The sequence below is a fragment of the Clostridium sp. JN-1 genome (assembly GCF_003718715.1).
Lineage (GTDB): Bacteria > Bacillota > Clostridia > Clostridiales > Clostridiaceae > Clostridium_AV.
Genome location: NZ_CP033465.1, coordinates 128,047 through 147,055 on the forward strand (window position 1 = coordinate 128,047; position 19,009 = coordinate 147,055).

At 31.8% G+C, this 19,009-nt stretch carries 15 protein-coding genes, 1 pseudogene and 1 other annotated feature; of the genes and pseudogenes, 15 read left to right on the forward strand and 1 reads right to left on the reverse strand.

Annotated elements, in window-relative coordinates:
• Positions 1-185: 185 nt before the first annotated feature.
• The 10 genes and pseudogenes from prdC to EBB51_RS00685 all read left to right on the forward strand — a co-directional run bounded on the left by prdC (position 186) and on the right by EBB51_RS00685 (position 11,095).
• Positions 186-1,487, forward strand: a complete 1,302-nt coding sequence (prdC, locus tag EBB51_RS00635; protein ID WP_123054940.1) for a proline reductase-associated electron transfer protein PrdC — start codon at positions 186-188, stop codon at positions 1,485-1,487.
• 16 nt (positions 1,488-1,503) lie between these two features.
• Positions 1,504-3,597 (forward strand): D-proline reductase (dithiol) proprotein PrdA, encoded by a 2,094-nt coding sequence (gene prdA, locus EBB51_RS00640; RefSeq protein WP_123052672.1) that lies wholly within the window; start codon positions 1,504-1,506, stop codon positions 3,595-3,597.
• Positions 3,598-3,605: 8 nt separating this feature from the next.
• The gene (locus EBB51_RS00645; RefSeq protein WP_123052673.1) at positions 3,606-3,866 is read left to right on the forward strand and encodes a CBO2463/CBO2479 domain-containing protein; all 261 of its coding nucleotides are present in this window, start codon (positions 3,606-3,608) and stop codon (positions 3,864-3,866) included.
• Positions 3,866-4,591 (forward strand): D-proline reductase (dithiol) protein PrdB, encoded by a 726-nt coding sequence (gene prdB / locus EBB51_RS00650; RefSeq protein WP_123052674.1) that lies wholly within the window; start codon positions 3,866-3,868, stop codon positions 4,589-4,591. Before EBB51_RS00645 ends, prdB begins: the two co-directional genes overlap by 1 nt.
• Positions 4,592-4,672: 81 nt before the next feature.
• Positions 4,673-5,926 (forward strand): annotated as a pseudogene (gene prdD, locus EBB51_RS13770) (proline reductase cluster protein PrdD).
• Between the two features lie 2 nt (positions 5,927-5,928).
• Positions 5,929-6,936, forward strand: coding sequence for a proline racemase (locus tag EBB51_RS00665; RefSeq protein ID WP_123052677.1), 1,008 nt, complete (start codon positions 5,929-5,931; stop codon positions 6,934-6,936).
• A 28-nt stretch (positions 6,937-6,964) separates the two neighbouring features.
• Entirely contained in the window at positions 6,965-7,843 is an 879-nt protein-coding gene (locus EBB51_RS00670; protein WP_123052678.1) for a sulfite exporter TauE/SafE family protein, read from the forward strand.
• 153 nt (positions 7,844-7,996) lie between these two features.
• Positions 7,997-8,224: a binding site (T-box leader), on the forward strand.
• Between the two features lie 155 nt (positions 8,225-8,379).
• Entirely contained in the window at positions 8,380-9,255 is an 876-nt protein-coding gene (locus EBB51_RS00675) for a sulfite exporter TauE/SafE family protein (protein ID WP_123052679.1), read from the forward strand.
• Between the two features lie 88 nt (positions 9,256-9,343).
• Positions 9,344-9,955 (forward strand): DNA-3-methyladenine glycosylase, encoded by a 612-nt coding sequence (locus EBB51_RS00680; RefSeq protein ID WP_123052680.1) that lies wholly within the window; start codon positions 9,344-9,346, stop codon positions 9,953-9,955.
• A gap of 75 nt (positions 9,956-10,030) precedes the next feature.
• Entirely contained in the window at positions 10,031-11,095 is a 1,065-nt protein-coding gene (locus tag EBB51_RS00685) for a mannose-1-phosphate guanylyltransferase (RefSeq protein WP_123052681.1), read from the forward strand.
• A gap of 72 nt (positions 11,096-11,167) precedes the next feature.
• On the opposite strand, the gene EBB51_RS00690 is transcribed toward EBB51_RS00685, so the two are convergent.
• The gene (locus EBB51_RS00690) at positions 11,168-12,571 is read right to left on the reverse strand and encodes a peptidoglycan binding domain-containing protein (RefSeq protein ID WP_123052682.1); all 1,404 of its coding nucleotides are present in this window, start codon (positions 12,569-12,571) and stop codon (positions 11,168-11,170) included.
• Positions 12,572-12,873: 302 nt separating this feature from the next.
• On the opposite strand from EBB51_RS00690, the gene EBB51_RS00695 reads away from it, so the two are divergent.
• The 5 genes from EBB51_RS00695 (at position 12,874) to EBB51_RS00715 (ending at position 18,936) form a co-directional block, all read left to right on the forward strand.
• Positions 12,874-13,707, forward strand: a complete 834-nt coding sequence (locus EBB51_RS00695; protein WP_123052683.1) for a spore photoproduct lyase — start codon at positions 12,874-12,876, stop codon at positions 13,705-13,707.
• Positions 13,673-14,683 (forward strand): spore photoproduct lyase family protein, encoded by a 1,011-nt coding sequence (locus EBB51_RS00700; RefSeq protein WP_123052684.1) that lies wholly within the window; start codon positions 13,673-13,675, stop codon positions 14,681-14,683. Before EBB51_RS00695 ends, EBB51_RS00700 begins: the two co-directional genes overlap by 35 nt.
• Positions 14,684-14,733: 50 nt before the next feature.
• Entirely contained in the window at positions 14,734-15,615 is an 882-nt protein-coding gene (locus EBB51_RS00705; RefSeq protein ID WP_123052685.1) for a DMT family transporter, read from the forward strand.
• A gap of 516 nt (positions 15,616-16,131) precedes the next feature.
• Positions 16,132-17,514, forward strand: coding sequence for a radical SAM protein (locus tag EBB51_RS00710; RefSeq protein ID WP_123052686.1), 1,383 nt, complete (start codon positions 16,132-16,134; stop codon positions 17,512-17,514).
• Positions 17,515-17,655: 141 nt separating this feature from the next.
• Positions 17,656-18,936 carry an extracellular solute-binding protein gene (locus EBB51_RS00715; protein WP_123052687.1) on the forward strand — a complete coding sequence of 427 codons (1,281 nt, stop codon included), beginning with the start codon at positions 17,656-17,658 and terminating at the stop codon, positions 18,934-18,936.
• Positions 18,937-19,009: the final 73 nt, after the last annotated feature.

Here is a 19,009-nt window from a genome sequence, read left to right on the forward strand (position 1 = left end):
GATACTGCAATGTAAATGTTTGGTGGCAGTTCTGGTTAATTATGACAAAGGGTTGGTATAGGTATTGCTAATGTAATTGAGTGTAATAAGAAAAACTTATAGAACAAAATTTTACTATTTGCTTATCTAATAATAAAAACTAGAAAGGAGGTGGCTGCATTTTTAAATTAATGCAGCAAGGTATTATGGGAAAAGTATTTGTTTTTCCTCTAAAGATGCATGTAGGAGCTCCTGATGTACCAGTTGTTAAAAAAGGTCAGGAAGTCAAACGAGGCGAATGCATTGCAGAACCTAAAGGACTTGGAGCAAAAATTCATACTAGTGTTTCAGGAAAAGTTTTAAATGTAACTGATACTGAAATATTTATTGAAGCATCTGGCAGTCAATCAGAGGATTATGTAAAGATAAAGGAATGCAATAATATAGTTGATGCAGTGTATGAAGCAGGTATCGTAGGTGCTGGTGGGGCTGGATTCCCAACTCACATTAAATTAAAAGCAGATATTAAAGATGGATACATTATTGCAAATTGTGTGGAATGCGAACCTATATTAAACCATAACATAACTATGCTGGAGAATAATCCTGAGATAGTTATAAAGGGTATAAAATATGCAATGAAAGCAACAGGTGCGCCAAAAGCTTATATAGGAATAAAAGGTATACATGAAAAAGCCATATCTTCTATAAAAAGAGTACTAAAAGGTGAAAAAAATATTTTAGTAAAAGAATTAAAAGATATATATCCAATGGGAGAAGAAAGAGCTCTTATTCATGCAATATTTAATAAGTGGCTTGAGCCTACTCAGCTTCCACTTGAAGCAAAATGTGTTGTTTTAAATGCAGAAACTCTTGCTAATATTACAAGAGCTGTTGAAGATAGAAAACCTGTTATTGATAAAGATATAACAGCTGCAGGAAAACTTAAAAGTGGAAAAGATTCCAATGTATTTTTCAACGTTCCTATAGGAACAGATATAAAGAGCCTTATTGAAAAATGCGGTGGAATAGATGGAGAATATGGTGAACTCTTAATTGGAGGACCTTATACAGGAAAAGCTCAAAATTTAGAAGCTGCAGCAGTTACAAAGACATCAGGTGGGGCAATTGTAACAATACCATTCCCAGAGTATGATGGACCAATTGGACTTCTCGTTTGTGCTTGCGGCGCAAATGAAGAGAGACTTAGGGATGTAGCAGGCAAAATGCATTCAAAAGTAGTTGCAGTTGAAAAGTGTAAAAATGTAGAAGTAATAAAAGGTGCTAATAAATGTAAGACCCCAGGTGATTGTCCGGGACAAATAGCAGCAGTTATGAAGCTTAAAAAGGCTGGTGCAAAGAGGTTATTAATTTCAAATTGCAGTGATTGTTCTAATACAGTAATGTGCTGTGCTCCAAAGTTAGGACTGCCAGTATATCATCATACAGATCATGTATTTAGAACAGTTGATCATACATTAACTAGAAGATTACCAATGGATGAATAAAAGGAGGTTATGAAAAATGTCAATGAGTGCTGAGCATGCAGAACAGTTAAAAAATGAAGTGGCTGTTGTGTGCTGTAGAACAGAAGAGGGAACAATAATTTCAGCAGAAAACTTAGAAGACCCAGATATATTCCCTGACATGGTTGACTCTGGACTGCTGACAATACCCGAAAATTGTTTAAAAGTAGGTGAAGTTATAGGTGCAAAATTACTTAAAACTATAGATTCACTTACACCTTTAACTCCAGATATTATGGAAGGAACTAAATCTATTGAAGAAGCTAAAGCTCCAAAAAAAGAAGTTAAGCTTACTGAAGGAAATCAAAAAGCTGTTTTAAAGTACAATAAAAAAGCAGGAGAAACTATTGGTGCAGAAGACTTAGAAAATCCAATGAATTTTGAAAAACTTGAAGATTCTCTTTTAATAAAACTTGAAGACAAAGTTTTATCAAGGGAAGAAGCAGTTGGAAAAACACTTGCTGTGGATGCACCAGCATTAACTCCAGTAACAGCCAGTATATTAGAAGGTTATGTGGAAGAAGCTCAAATTCCACAAGAAGTTCAATCAGGAGCAGCTATAACTGGCGGCGTTTTAAAAATAAAGATAGCAGAAGGTAAAGGAATTGACATAGAAGTTCCCTTAGGATCAGCAGGAACTACTGCTGTACCATCTAAGGTTCAAGCACCTTTAGCTGTAAGAAACCAAAAACCAGCTGCAGCTGAAGAAGTTAAACTTGAAGAAAAAGTTTTAAGAACTCTTACAAGAAAGCATTATAAAATAAACGAAGTTAAATTTGGACCAGAGACAAAAATAGATGGAACAACTCTTTATATAAGAGAAAATGTTTGTGATGATGCTGTTAAAGCAAATAAGTTAGTAAAAGGTATAAAAATCGATATAATAACTCCAGATAAATACAACACTTACAGCGAAACAATAATGGATGTTCAGCCAATAGCAACTAAAGAAGGAGATTCTAAGCTTGGAACTGGAGCAACTAGGGTATTAGATGGAGTTATAATGATGGTTACTGGTACTGATGAAGATGGAGTTCAAATAGGAGAATTTGGTTCATCAGAAGGTATACTTGAAGAAAATATCCAGTTTGGAAGGCCGGGATGCCCTGACAAGGGAGAAATATTCATAAAGACGCAAGTTACAGTTCAGGCAAAGACAAATATGGAAAGAAGAGGACCTATTGCAGCTCATACGGCAACTGATGTTATAACCCAAGAAATAAGAGAAGCATTAAAGAAAGTTGAAGATGACTCTTTAGTTGTAAATACGGAAGTACTTGAACAAAGAAGAAGACCTGGAAAGAAAAAAGTTATAGTAGTTAAAGAAATAATGGGTCAGGGAGCTATGCACGATAACTTAATACTTCCTGTTGAGCCAGTTGGAGTACTTGGAGCAAAACCAAATGTTGACTTAGGAAATGTTCCTATAATGTTATCACCACTTGAAGTTGCTGATGGAGGAATTCATGCATTAACTTGTATAGGACCTGCATCAAAAGAATGTTCAAGACATTATTGGAGAGAGCCGCTTGTTCATGAAGTTATGAATGATCCAGAATTAGATCTATGCGGAGTATTATTTGTAGGAAGTCCGCAGATAAATACTGAAAAGTTCTATGTATCTGAGAGAATGGGAATGATTGTTGAAGCACTAGATGTAGATGGTGCAATAGTTACAACAGAAGGATTTGGAAACAACCATATAGATTTTGCAAGCCATATGGAGCAAATTGGCATGAGAGGAATCCCTTGTGTTGGTATGTCATTCTGTGCAGTACAGGGTGCTTTAGTTGTTGGAAATCCTTATATGAAATACATGGTTGATAACAACAAATCTGAAGCAGGTATTGAAAATGAAGTTTTAGGCTGCAACACATTATGCAAAGAAGATGCAGTAAGAGCAGTAGAAATGTTAAAATCAGCTATGTCAGAAGAAGATGTTAAAGCAGCTGAGAGAAAATGGAATGCAAATGTTAAGGAAAACAACCTTGAATTAATAGAAGAAACTAAGGGAATTGAAGTTAAAAGAGCTGAAAATGAGACAGCAGTTCCAATGAGTCAAAAGAGACTTGAGAAATATTCAACAAAGTAGGCGAATTTATGGATCTTAAATATGGCGATAAGATAATAGAAATGCAGGGTATAGTCGTTAAAGTAAGCGACGGCTCTGTTGCAATAGACTTAAAAGGAAGACTTGGATATTTATCAGTACCTTTAAGAATGCTTATAACAGATTATCCATTAAAGGTTGGGCAAGAAGTTGGATTTAAAATGAGCTTTTTAGAAGTTTTGTCCCCAGAGGCAAATGAAAAATATGTAAGTAATTTAGAGAAGAGAAATAGAAAGGAAGGTAAGAGATAATGGGTTTAGATCTTGTAAAAGGACTACAGTCTGAAATCTATGTTCCTGTAACACCACCACCTGTTTGGGCTGATGTAACAAAGGAACTTAAAGACATGAAAATAGCCATAGCTACAGCAGCCGGCGTACATTTAAAATCAGATAAGAGATTTAATTTAGCAGGTGATTTTACATTTAGAAAGATACCAGGAGATGCACCATCTGATGAACTTATGGTATCCCACGGTGGTTATGATAATGGAGATGTAAATAAAGACATAAATTGCATGTTTCCTATAGACAGATTAAGAGAACTTGTAAAAGAAGGATTTATAAAAGAAGTAGCACCAACTCATATAGGATTTATGGGCGGCGGCGGAAACCAGCAGAAGTTCAGAGAAGAGACTGGTCCAGCTATTGCACAAATTTTAAAAGATGAAGGTGTAGATGCAGTTATAATGACTGCTGGATGAGGAACTTGCCACCGCTCTGCAGTTTTGGTGCAGAGAGCAATAGAAAAGATAGGTATACCTACAGTAATCATAGCAGCATTGCCTCCAGTAGTTAAACAAACAGGAACTCCAAGGGCAGTTGCTCCGCGTGTTCCTATGGGTGCTAATGCAGGAGAACCTCATAATGTAGAAATGCAAACTGGTATAGTAAAGGGAGCATTAGAACAATTAGAGATTATAAAAACTCCTGGATCAATAGTTTCACTTCCATTTGAATATGTAGCTAAAGTTTAATTTTGTTTAAATATAGTTATAAGCCTTTTGGCTTATAACTATATAAAATATCTAATTTTTAGAGTTAATGTGGTGATATTTATGGAAAATTGTAAAGAGCTTAGAAGGCTTGTTATAAAGTGTTTTCATATAAAAAAGGTAGAGTTTTCAGAAAAAACATATATACAAGATGGAATCTTGTATATAAATAAGAAAATCTCAGAGGGTAAAAATATACATGAGGATTTAATTAAGTCTATAAAAGTTGACGTGATAAATCCTAATAATCACGACTTATTTGTAAATTCAATTTTAGATTTTTCACCTATAGCGGCAAAAGTTTTAGGAAAACTAGGAGAAGGCATAACTCATGTACTCACAGGAGTTATGGTAATGCTTACAGGTGCTGATGAAAATGGAATTCAAGTAGCTGAATTTGGTTCATCAGAAGGTATATTGAAAGATCAAGTGTTTTTTGGAAGAGAAGGCACTCCTGATAAATCTGACATAATAATTCATGTAGACATCATACTTAAAGCAGGTAAAGGTGCAAGCAGACCTGGACCTATGGCAGCACATGAAGTTTCTGATATGATAATTCAAGAAATAAGGGAGTACTTAAAAAAGATGAACGGCAGATTATGCGATGAAAAGCATGAATATTTTGACAAAGTTAATTTAGACAAGAAAAAAGTAGTTATTGTAAAGCAGGTTGCAGGTCAGGGCGCAATGTATGATACAGGATTATTCTCAAAAGAACCAGGCGGTTTTAAAGGATGCAGATCTATCATAGATATGGGAAATATGCCGGTAGTACTGAGCCCAAATGAATACAGAGATGGAGCACTTAGAGCTATGAACTAAAGTTAGGAGGGATATCATATGGGAATAGGACCTTCCACAAAAGAAACAACGCTGCATCATTTTAGAGATCCTCTACTTGATATTGTGTCTAATGATAAAGATGTTGATCTATTAGGCATAATAGTTTCAGGTACACCGCAAGAAAATCAAGATAAAGTTTTTGTAGCACAGAGGACGGCAGCATGGATAGAAGCTATGAGAGCAGATGGAGTTATAGTATCAATAGACGGATGGGGCAATAGTAATATTGATTTTGCATCATTGATACAAGAAGTTGGAGAAAGAGGAATTCCGGTAGTTGGAATGAGTTTTGTAGGTACACAAGCTCAATTTGTTGTAACTAATAAATACATGGATACCATAGTTGATTTTAATAAATCTAAAGAGGGAATCGAAACTGAAGTAGTAGGAGAAAACAATGTAGTTGAGCTTGATGCTAAAAAAGCCTTAGCTTTCTTAAAATTAAAAATGAAAAATGACAGGGGGAAATAATGATGAAAATTCAAAAGAGTATATTTGCAGTTGATTCACATACAATGGGAGAACCTACAAGAATAGTAGTAGGAGGAGTACCTAATATTCCAGGGAAAACTATGCCGGAGAAAAAAGAATACTTGGAAAAACATATGGACTACTTGAGAACAGCAATAATGCTTGAGCCAAGGGGACACAATGATATGTTTGGTTCAATTTTAACACAACCAACTGTAGATGAAGCAGATCTTGGAATTATATTCATGGACGGCGGCGGATATCTAAACATGTGCGGACACGGTTCTATAGGAGCAGCAACAGTAGCTGTAGAAGAAGGTATAGTACCAGTTACAGAACCTGTTACTAATTTAACATTAGAAGCACCAGCAGGACTAGTAAAAGCTAAAGTAAAGGTTGAAGATGGAAAATCAAAAGAAGTTTCAATAGTAAATGTACCAGCATTTTTATATAAGAGAGACATTGAAGTTGATGTTCCGAATATAGGAAAGGTAAGAATGGATATATCCTTTGGCGGAAGTTTCTTTGCAATAGTAAAAGCAGAAGATTTAGGAATAGAAATATGCCCAGCTAATGCACAAAAGTTAATAGAAATAGGAATGAATGTCATAAAAGCAGTTAATGAACAAGTAGAAATACAGCATCCAACACTTTCACATATAAAAACTGTAGATCTTTGTGAAATATATGGACCTGCAAAGAGTGCAGATGCAGCACTTCAAAATGCAGTAATATTTGGACAGGGACAATTAGACAGATCTCCTTGTGGAACGGGAACAAGTGCTAAACTTGCAACACTATATGCTAAAGGCAAATTAAAAATTAATGAAGAATTTGTATACGAAAGTATTTTAGAGACAAAATTTAAAGGAAGAGTATTAGAGGAAACTAAAGTTGGAGATTATGATGCTATAATTCCAGAAATAACAGGCTCAGCATATATAACAGGTCATAACCAATTCTTTATAGATCCTGATGATCCAGTTAAATATGGATTTATCTTAAAGTAAAAAATAGATAAATAAAGGAGGTCTCCTGATGGTAAAAACAGCGTTATTTGGTATGTTGCTCATTTTAGTATGTTATTTTTCGTTTTTATTTTTTACAGATTATGCTAAGGCCGCAAAAGAAGGAAAACTTGAAAAAACAAGTTTCTCTAAACTTGGAGCGGTAGGATTCATTACAAATTTCTTCGACACACTAGGAATAGGAAGTTTCTCACCAACAACAGCATTATTGAAAGGATTCAAACTTTCTAAGGATAGGACATTACCTGGTACACTTAATGTAGCCTGTACTATACCCGTAGTAATAGAAGCACTTATTTTTATAACGGTTATAAAAGTAGATTCATTAACACTTTTCTCAATGCTTGCAGCAGCAACAGTAGGTGCGGTAATCGGAGCTGGAATTGTATCAAAGCTTGACGAAAAGAAAGTAGAAATTGGAATGGGAGTAGCTTTACTTGTGGTAGCAGTTATAATGCTTGCTCAACAGCTGAATCTTATGCCTTCAGGTGGGGACGCTATAGGACTTGCAGGAACAAAACTTGTAATAGCAGTAATTGCAAACTTTATACTTGGAGCGCTTATGACTCTTGGAATTGGTCTCTATGCACCATGTATGGCATTGGTATTTGCTCTTGGAATGAGCCCTAAGGTTGCGTTTCCTATAATGATGGGATCCTGTGCATTCTTAATGCCAGCAGCATCAGCTAAGTTTGTTAAAGAAGGAGCTTATGATAGAAAAGCTTCTATGGCCATAACTATATTTGGTGCTATTGGAGTTCTTATAGCAGCTTATATAGTTAAATCACTTCCATTAAATATTTTAAAATGGTTAGTATTGGTTGTCATTGTTTACACATCAATCGTAATGTTTAAATCTGCAAGTAAGAAAAAAGTTGAAAATGCATAATTATAAAATTTAAGCTTAAAATATTAACAAGAAAGTTAAAAGGTTTAAATAATGTATAAATGTTATTTAATAATATATTGACAATCTTTGTTATATAAATTATAATATAATGGGATTATTAATTATAATAATAGTCCAGCGCATATTATATAATCAAAAGCAAAGAAAAGGATAAGTAAGAATACAGATCTTTTCTTAGAGAGGGAATGAGTGATGAAAATTCCTAAAAGATGTTTCTGAACCTGCCTTGGAGTTTTGTATTGAGGTTGCAATTATTCAACGTAAAATATGACGGAAGCCTTCGTTAAGGTTAATAGAGAATATACTCTTATAGAGCATATTAATCAGGGTGGTACCGCCGATATGACCTCGGTCCCTTTTTTGGGATTCTGGGGTCTTTTTATATTCTCCTAAAGTGTTATATGAAATTATATAGGCACAAGCTTGTTTGAAAATTTTGTATATACAGTAAATTCACATTTCGTTTTATATAAGTTTTAAATAAATTAAATATTTTCTGAAAGGAATGGTCCCTTATGGTTAAAATCTTATTAGTTCTACTTATTGTCTTTGCACTGTATTTTTTAGGTGTATTTTTGAAAGACTATACATATAGAGTAAAAAATAAATCAGTTGATAACAAAAAGTTTTTTTCGTTTGCAGTAATAGGTTTTATAGTTAACTTCTTCGATGCACTTGGGATAGGAAGTTTTGCTATACTTACTGCTATACTTAAAAATTTCAAACTTACTGAGGATAGAACTATTCCAGGTACTTTGAATGTTGCTTGTGCAATACCAGTTGTAGTGGAAGCTCTCATATTTGTAAATGTAATAAAAGTAGATACTTTTACATTAATATCAATGATTATTGCAGCTACTATTGGTGCTGTATTTGGTGCAGGGTTTGTTTCCAAGTTAGATGAGAAAAAAGTAGAAGTAGGAATGGGAGCAGCTCTCTTAGCTGTTGCATTTATAATGTTTGCAGGACAGATAAACTTAATGCCTTCAGGAGGAGATGCAACTTCATTAACTGGAACAAAACTTATCATAGGTTTAGTAGGAAATTTCATATTTGGAGCATTTATGACACTGGGAATAGGAATTTATGCACCATGTATGGCATTAGTATTTGCTCTTGGAATGAGTCCTAGGGTTGCGTTTCCTGTAATGATGGGATCGTGTGCATTTTTACAGATAGCAGCTTCGGTTAAGTTTGTAAAAGAGGGAGCTTATGATGTAAGAATACCTATACCAGTGATAATATTTGGCTCTATTGGAGTGCTTATAGCAGCGTATATAGTAAAGGAATTACCTCTTTCTACATTGAAATGGGTAGTTATGATAGTTATAATTTATACATCAATAGTTATGTTTAAATCTGCTGCCAAGAAGAATGGCAAAAAGGCTTAGATAAGTTTTTTGTACCACTTTCAAAGATAAAATTTTATCTTTGAAAGTGGTTTCCTTAATATTGTAGTTGAGGAGGTTAGTTTAAATAATGGCTAAACTTAATAGGGAGTTTTACAATAGAGATACATTGATTGTTGCAAAAGAGCTTTTAGGAAAAACACTTATACATGAAGTAAACGGTACCAAACTCTCAGCAAAAATAGTTGAAACCGAAGCATATATGGGTGTAACAGATAAAGCTGCCCATTCATACGGCGGGAGAAAAACTGAAAGGGTCAAAGTAATGTATGGAATGCCGGGATATGCTTATATATATTTTATTTATGGTATGTACCATTGTTTTAATGTAGTGACTCGTGAAGAGGGAACTCCACAAGCTGTTTTAGTTAGAGCAGTTGAACCCATGAGTGGAATTAATGAGATGGCAATTAATAGGTTTAATAAGGAATATACAAGTTTAACTAAATACCAAAAGAAAAATTTAAGTAATGGTCCTGGAAAACTGTGTATGGCTATGGGTATTGATAAAAATTTAAATAAGCAGGATTTATGCGGCGAAATACTATATATAGAACAAGGCAGTGATGAAGAAGTTCCAATAACATCAACAAAGAGAGTTGGAATAGACTATGCTGAAGAGGCGAAGGATTATTTGTGGAGATTTTATATAACAGGAAATCCTTGTATATCAGTAAAATAGCCAAAGTATTTTTCACACTTAATGTAATTTAAACATATTATAACAACATAGCAAGCATTATTTGGAGTGGAGTTATTGTTATATGCACTAATTCTTGCTGGTGGAAAAGGAACAAGATTATTTCCATTATCGAGATCTAAGAACCCGAAGCAATTTTTAAAAGTAATTAATGATAAGAGCTTTTTAAGAAATACAGTTGATAGGATACTTCCTCTAGTTGATAAAAGCAATATCTATATTGTTACAAATAAAGATTATATAGAAAAAGTTTATGAGGAAGTTCCCGATATTTCGAAAGAGAATATATTTTCTGAACCAGAAAATAAAGAAACTGCAACTTGTATTGGATTTTCAGCAGTTAAGCTGCTTAAAAAAGATAAAGATGCAGCAATGATAGTTTTACCCTCTGACCATTATATTCAAGATCAAAAATTATTTATAGATACAATTTCTCAAGGAGTTCAGATTGCAGAGAGAAGAAGGGGAATGGTAACTATAGGAGTAAAGCCAACAAGGCCGGAAACTGGATATGGATATATTGAAATGGGCGAGAGGATAAGCGGAGATATTGCAACTTTTAAAGTTGAAAGATTCTTAGAAAAACCTAATGTTGAAGTTGCTAAGGATCTTTTACTAAAAGGGACATATCTTTGGAACAGCGGCATGTTTATATGGAGAGCAGATGTATTTTTAAGAGAAATGCAAAAATATCTGCCTAAAATGTATAAGAACATGGTTACTATATACCAGAGTATAGGCACAGATTCAGAAGCAGATACTATAGTTGATCAATACAGGTTAATAGATGGAATATCTGTAGACTTTGGCATAATGCAAAGAACAAGAAAGGCATATGTAATAAAGTGTGAGTTTCTATGGGATGACATAGGAACCTTTGCAGCTTTAGGAAGATTTTTAAAAAGTGTTAGGGGAAATAATATATCAGGAAATACGTTTTTAAATTCGAGTCAAAACTGTATTGTATTTGGCAAGGATAGGCTAATCATAGCTTTTGGTATAAAAGATGTGATTATAGTTGACACAGGTGATGTGCTGCTGGTTATGGATAAAAATAAGGATCAAGAGGTAAAGTATCTTGTTAATCTACTAAGTGAGGATGGGTTTGAAAAATATTTATGAAAAGTTAATAGGTGTAAAAAGAGCATGAAATGATATAAATATCTTTCATGCTTTAATATTTACAAGTGTTTATTAATAATAACAAACAACTGGAGTACCAGGATCAATGTTGTCGAATACTGCTTTTGCTAAATAGTATGGTGAATTTACACAGCCGTGAGAACCAGATGTTAAATATATACTGCCTCCAAATGCATTTCTCCAACTAGCATCATGAATTCCAATTCCTCCGTTAAATGGCATCCAGAAGTTAACTGGAGAGCTGTAACCTTCACCTTTTAATGTAGCATTTCTCTCTTTATATTTTAATCTATAAATGCCTGCCGGTGTTGAATGATTGATGCTTACATTACCTGTAACAACATCGCCTTGAGTTACTAAAGAGCCTTTTTTATAAAACCATAAATGTTGGTCACTCATATCTATTTCTACATAGGTATCTCCAATATCGTTAGCACTATGAGATGCAGCAGTTTGAAGATATTCTGGCTCCTTTTTAACAATTCCGCCTTGTTTAATAGAAGCAATCAAATTTTGTGTTTCTTTAGAAGTATTAATGTCCCAACCATAGTCACCACCGCCAATACTTATTGTTTTTCCTAAAGATGTAACAAAGCTCCTTGTCTTGCCAATTGTATCATGAGTATTGGAAAGTTCATGTAGATACTTTTTTATTTTATCTTCATCAAATGCAACTTCAAAGTCACCATTAACTGTAAGCCAATTATTTATTTTAGAACCATCTATATATTCCTTTTTATCACCGAATGTATAAGTGATTTTAGAAGATACATATTTATTAAGGGTATTTTTGATTTCAGTAGTTTTTTTCGATGCTGTAGTATACATTGGTTTGACATAACAATTTGCTGTTTCCAAATCTAATGTAGTTTCACCTTGAAGTACTGCCTTTACTATATTATTGTATAATAAATCTTTATTTAATTTGTTTCCATTTACCTCATTCATAACCACATAGCCGTTACTTGTATACTTGAAACTAGGATTCTTAGGTTCAATTATATTTTTACTATCCATACAAGAGAGATTATCAATTTTTTCTTTTAACAGTTTGTCGTCATATGAAATTCCAGCTGTCATTTTAGAATCCTTTGTTAAAGATCCTAAAATCCATTTATGAGAACCTTGTTCATCCTTAAGCTTTTTGAATTCATCATTTGAATTAAATTTTAAATTAATATCATCGGCTTTAATTTGTTCGCTTTTACCATTCCGTTCTTTTAAATTTAGCTTGTATGATTTTATTTGAGATGCCATTTCTTTATTTACTTCTTCAACGGTTTTTCCTGAAACATTTACGTGATTAATTTCAGATCCTAAATAAAAGTGAGTCTTAAAATAGGCTGTTATCCCAAAATATATAACAAGTAATGTGAAAATAGAAATCACAGTATATGTTATAACTTTATTGTGTTTATTCTTTTTCTCCTTTTCAGTTTCTGCGTCAATTTCCATGATACCCATCCCTTCTAAATTACAACAAATTTCAAAATTAGGTTCTTGTAATTTCTAATATTGATAAAATTTATATAAATAAAGACTATGCTAATTATAACCTAAATATCTTTATGATTAAATAAGAAATTATATTATATTTATAAGTTTTATCTATAGTATATAAAAAAATTGCAAGTAGTGAATTTATTAAAATTTAGAAAAAGAGATGTCTTTTGCAGTTTTTTAGATTAAACTATGTATTATGAGGCATTTTTTGTAATACAGTTTATCAGAATTAACTATATAGAGGAGGCATTTAGATGATATATATAACAACAGCTATGTATTACGAAGCACAGCCGCTTATAAAATCTCTTGACTTGAAGAAGGATTTAAACTATGATAAATTTCAAGTTTTTAAAAATGATGATGTGGTTCTTATAATAAGTGGTGTGGGCTTTGTAAAAGCGTCAATTGCAGTAACATATATTTTAACTTCTTTAAAAAAGTCAAAGACTTTATCAAATAACGATATCTTTATAAATTTTGGCATATGTGCTTCAATTAAGGAAAAGAGTGGAGTTGTAATGTGTAATAAGATAATTGATCATTGTACCAAGAGGTCATATTATCCAGATGTGATATTTAAACATCCATTTTTAGAAGGAACAATTGAAACTTTCCCATGTGTTGTGAATGAAAACAAAGATATACAAGGTGATTTTGTAGATATGGAAGCTTCTGGAGCATTTCAAGCTGCCTCTTTATTTTTCCATACACACCAGATGTATTTTATAAAAGTAATTTCAGACTTAGTTAATTCAAATAATATAACAGGCGATAGTATCAAAAACTTAGTAGACAAAAATTTACCTAAAGTTATTTCATGGCTTAATGTGAGAAAGTCAGCATTGTCAGAAGAAAAAGGATTATTAAGTGATATAGAAAGAAAATACATACTTGAAATTGAACAAAACTTAAATATAACACAGAGCATGAAACATGAATTTTTAACATTGTGCAGTGACTATAAAGTAAGGCGAAAAAATAGCTTAATTGATATTCTTAAACTCTTTTCAAAACGGAAGTGTAATTCTAAAAGAGAGGGGAAGATTTATTTTGAAGAACTTAGATCAAAACTTATGGAATTATAATTTTTCTCATATATATGTTGAAAAAGATGCTGAAGATAATATAAATACGAAAAGGATATTAGACCATTTTAAAAATGCACGTAAAATATCTATAGATAGTTATAAGGAAATTTTTAATAGACCCCATCAGGATTTTAATGTTCAAAAAAAGAGTATTAATTTAATACTTGCAGTAAAGAAGGATAATTTTATCTATAAAGGAGCAGATGTTTGTGAAAACTTTGGAAACAAGTATTTTTACTATACATCTTCAATTATGAATTGTGTTTATAACTGTGAATACTGCTATCTTAAGGGAATGTATCCTTCTGCCAATATTGTAATATGGGTTAATATAGATGATGTTTTTAAGGAAGCTTCACAAATTTTAAATGAACATCCAATGTATATATGTATATCATATGATACTGATTTACTTGTGTTTGAAAATGTAACTTCTTTTGTGGATATGTGGATAGATTTTGCGGCAAGCAGAGATAACTTAAAAATTGAACTTAGAACTAAAAGTTCAAAGTTTGATTCAATAAAGCATATTAAACCGATAGAAAACATGATTATAGCATGGACACTTTCTCCACAGGACATAATTGAAAGATATGAAAAAAATACGCCGTCCCTTGAAAGCAGACTTAAGAGTATAAAAGAAGCAGTGGATGCAGGATGGAAGGTTAGAATTTGTTTTGATCCATTGATATATGTGGATGACTGGAAAGAAGTTTATTCAAAGTACATAGATGATGTATTTAACACCATACCTGCTTATAAAATATATGATGTGAGTATAGGTGTATTTAGAATATCCAAAACATATCTTAAAAACATGAAAAAACAAGATAAAAATTCATATATACTTGCATATCCATTTGAATGTAATGATGGAGTTTGTAGTTATAGGGAAAGTGAAAGAAGTAAGCTTGTTGGATATGTGTACAACTTGTGTAAAAAGTATGTTAAGAAAAACAAAATATATGTATAATGAAACGTATATAATTACTTTTTCAAATATTAAGGGAGAGGAGGAATAAAATGACCACAAAATTAAAAGCTGATTTGAGTCTGCTGGCTATTACAGTATTTTGGGGAGCAAGTTTTCCTATAATAAGTAAAATATTAAAATACATCCCGCCGTATTCGCTTATGGCACTAAGGTATCTTTTAGCAGGAGTAATACTTCTTGCAGTAACTTATAAAAATTTTAAAAATATAGAAATGAAAGTGATAAAGGCTGGAATACTAATTGGCATATCCTTATTTTTAGGTTGTGCATTTCAATTTGTTGGACTTCTTTACACAACTTCAAGTAAATCTGGATTTATAACAGGACTTAATGTTGCAATTGTTCCTATAATATTGGCTTTTGGGTATAAAAGGTTTCCAGATTTGAAAACTGTATTTGGAATTATACTTTCTGTAATAGGACTAGCCTTTATATCATTAAATGGAAGTAAATCGATAAACATTGGAGATTTTTTAACTTTGTTATGTGCTGTTGCATTCGCAGCTCAGATAATACTTGTAGACTTATATGCAAAAGATGCAGATCCTCTTCTAATTACGTGTATTCAATCACTTACAGTTGGAATTTTAGCAATTCCACCTTCTATTTTCGTTGAAAAGTTAAAAATTACATTTAATTTGTTTTCTGTAGTAAGTTTATTGTTTATGGTTATTTTTTGTACCATAGCAGCTTATGTAGTGCAAAATAAGATGCAGAAATATACAAGCCCTACTCATGCAGCTGTAATATTTTTAGCTGAACCAGTTTTTGGTGCAATTTTTTCTACCTTTATAGGAGATAGGTTATCTGGAAAAACCTTAATTGGATGTATTATGATTTTTATTGGAATGGCTGTTATAAACTTAAAAGTTAAAATGCAGCCGTCAAATTTAAATCAAAACAAAAGTTGATCGCAAGAACATTATAAATATATAAAAGATTTTAAACGCTATTTAAGTTAATGGCGTTTTTTTACATATATAAAAGTTATCTTGCATATAATGTTATAAATAATATTTCAATATAAGTTCGAAGATTACAATTATACAATTATTTTCAACAATATTAATAATGTGTAAATAGTGTTAATTATATGTTGATAATATGGGAAGGTGAAATTATAATATAAAGTATAGTATTTATTATGTATAATTGTATATACTCTACCATAAAGTTTTTGAATCATATTCATATTTGATACCTTTATCAGTATATTATTTTGAAAGTTCATTAAAAAAATCTGCAGCTTATTCAAATATACTGCAGAGATGAATTCGGTTTTTTTAATTTATTCATAAAGGATACCTTACAATATATTTGATATTGAGTGGGGAAAATCTTTTTTGATACAGCTTGAAAAATCTTGAATTCTAATGATTTCATGGTTTTACAAGTGATTACACAATTATTTGTCAGGGGGAATATGTATGAAAGTCACAGAAAAAATAGAGAAAACAGCTAAGGAAGCTCTTATAAAAAAAGGAGTAGAACTATTAAGCAATGATCCTGAGAAAAATGTTCACAAGTTAATTGAATTAGTAAGAAAGTATATTGGTGAAGATGAAGGAAACCTAGCCAGATTAAAGGTAGTTGAAGATTTATATGATAATAACCCACCTACCAATAAATTCATAAATAACATATTAGAAACAACAGACAAAAACTGTATGAAAAAGTTTTTTATAAACTTTCTTGCTAATTCAGCATGGTATGGGATGCCTAAAAGAGAAAAGTTTTTTAAGAGTACCGGAATAAAAACACCATATGTAATACTGATAAGCCCTTCAATGAGATGTAATTTAAGATGTACAGGCTGTTATGCTGCAAATTACAGTAAAGATGATGATATACCTATTGAAGAGGTCGATAGAATTATAGGAGAAGCTAGAGATTTAGGAATATACTTTTTCGTAATCTTAGGTGGAGAACCTTTCTTTAACAAGTATATGTTAGATATATACGAAAAGTATAATGACTGTATATTTGCAACATTTACTAATGGTACATTATTTGATGAAAAGTTAGCAGATAGAGTTAAAGATTTAGGGAATGTAGTACCTATGCTTTCACTTGAAGGTTTTGAAAAAGAAACTGATGCAAGAAGAGGTAAAGGCGTATTTAAACAAGTTATGAGATCTATGGACTTGCTTAAAGAAAGGGGAGTACTCTTTGGAGTATCTTCAGCAACCGGCAGAAGTAACATAGATACTGTAACTTCAGATGAATTTATAGATATGTTAATTGAAAAAGGTGCAAAGATGAGCTGGTACTTTATCTTTATGCCTGTAGGACGTGATCCAGATGTAAACATAATGCTTAAACCTGAGCAGAGAATATCCCTTGGAAAGAGAATTAGAAAAATAAGAAGTACAAAACCTTATTTTGCTATAGACTTTTTCAACGATGCTCCATATGTAGGAGGATGTATAGCAGGTAAGTATTACTGCCACATCAATTCACATGAAGATGTTGAACCATGTATATTTAGTCATTTTGCATCAGATAATGTAAAGGGTAAAAAACTTGTTGATGTATTTAAATCTGATCTTTTTAAAGAACTTAGAAGTAGACAGCCGTATAATCAAAACTTGTTACTTCCTTGTATGATGATAGATAATACTAACGTAGTTAGAGAAGTAATGGGCAAGACGGGAGCAAAACCTACAGATGAGGGTGCTAGAAAAATGTTAGAGGATAAAGATTTTCAAAATGATTTAGACAAATTAGCTTCTGACTTCAAACCTTATGCAGAAAAAGCATGGAAAGAAGACTTCAATTGTAAAGGCAATTATAATATGTCTAAAGGTTAATAGGAATAGTAAAAGTTTTAATAATTGTTGTAATTTAAAATAGGATGTTGAGAAATACCATCCTATTTTATTTTTGTTGATTTTTTAATTTATATGGTATATTTTATTATTATGTTTTAATTATAATTTAGGAGAGATTTTATGATAAAGAATAAGAGCTTAATTAAATTAGCAATTAGCCTTGTTTTAATTGTAAGTTTAACTGCTGCCTGTAACAATGCTCCACAAAGCAATTCTAAGAAGAAGTTGAGCGGGAAAATTACCATATTAACTGATCAAAGTTATGAACCTATGCTTAAGTTAGCAGCAGATAATTTTAAAAAAGAAAATAAGAAAGTTGATATAGACATAAAAGTAGATAATAATCTTTATAATGATTTGGAATTAAATATAAAATCTAAAGATAAATCTATAGATATAGCTGTTGTGGAAGATCCATATGTCAAATACTACATAAGTAAATTTCCAGGTTCATTTTTAAATGTTACTGATGATGTAGGGTACTATAATGATAAGTTAATAAAACATCAAGTAAGTAATTTAACTTCAAAAAATAAAGTGTATGGATTCCCTTGGAGTACATCTCCTGAGGTGATAATATACAGAAAAGATATTTTTGAAAAAGAGGGAATAAGTGTAGATGATATAAAGACATGGGATGATTACATAGAAGCAGGACAAAAGGTAACCTATGACACTGGAAAGAAGTTTTTAACAAATGTGGAGAGTAATAAAAGTAACATGTACTTAATAATGACAAATCAACTTGGAACTTCTTATTTTAACAGTGATGGCAATCTCGATTTTAATTCTAACAAGTCCATTAAGGCTGCAGATATGCTTCAAAAGTTGTATTCACAGAATATACTTTTTGATCTTAAATCAAGAAAGGAATCTATAAGTTCAATTTTAAATGGTAACAGCGTATCAATGATAGGTGATGCAAAGTACATAAGTTATCTAGTACACAATTTTCCTAGTTATAAAGACAAATTGGAAATAATTAAAATACCTGCTTTTGAACCTGGTGGAAATAGGGATGTTTCAGTAGGAGGATGTAATTTGATGATAAATAGTTCAAGTGAAAATGCAGATGCTGCAAAAGAATTTTGTAAGTTTTCGATGAGTGATGATCATACAATAATTGACTCTATGAAAAATTACGGCTATTTTCCTGTATTTACTCCAGCTTATAACTTAGTTGAATTCAATAAGAATGAAGGTTATTTTAATCAAACGGTTTGGAAAACACTTGGAAGTGCGGAGAAAGGAAGTATGCCGCTCAATTATACAAAAGACTTCCTAAAGATATCAGAACAGTGTAAAAGTGCTTTAGATGCATCTAATTTAAAGGATAAACAAGTTAATGAGATGCTGAATGAACTGCAAAAAAGTTTACAAACCGACAAAAATATAAAATAAATAAGAGTTTTTCCAATAAAACGTTTACAAAATTGTAAAGTTAGTATATAATAAGTTACTGTAAGGGATTAAT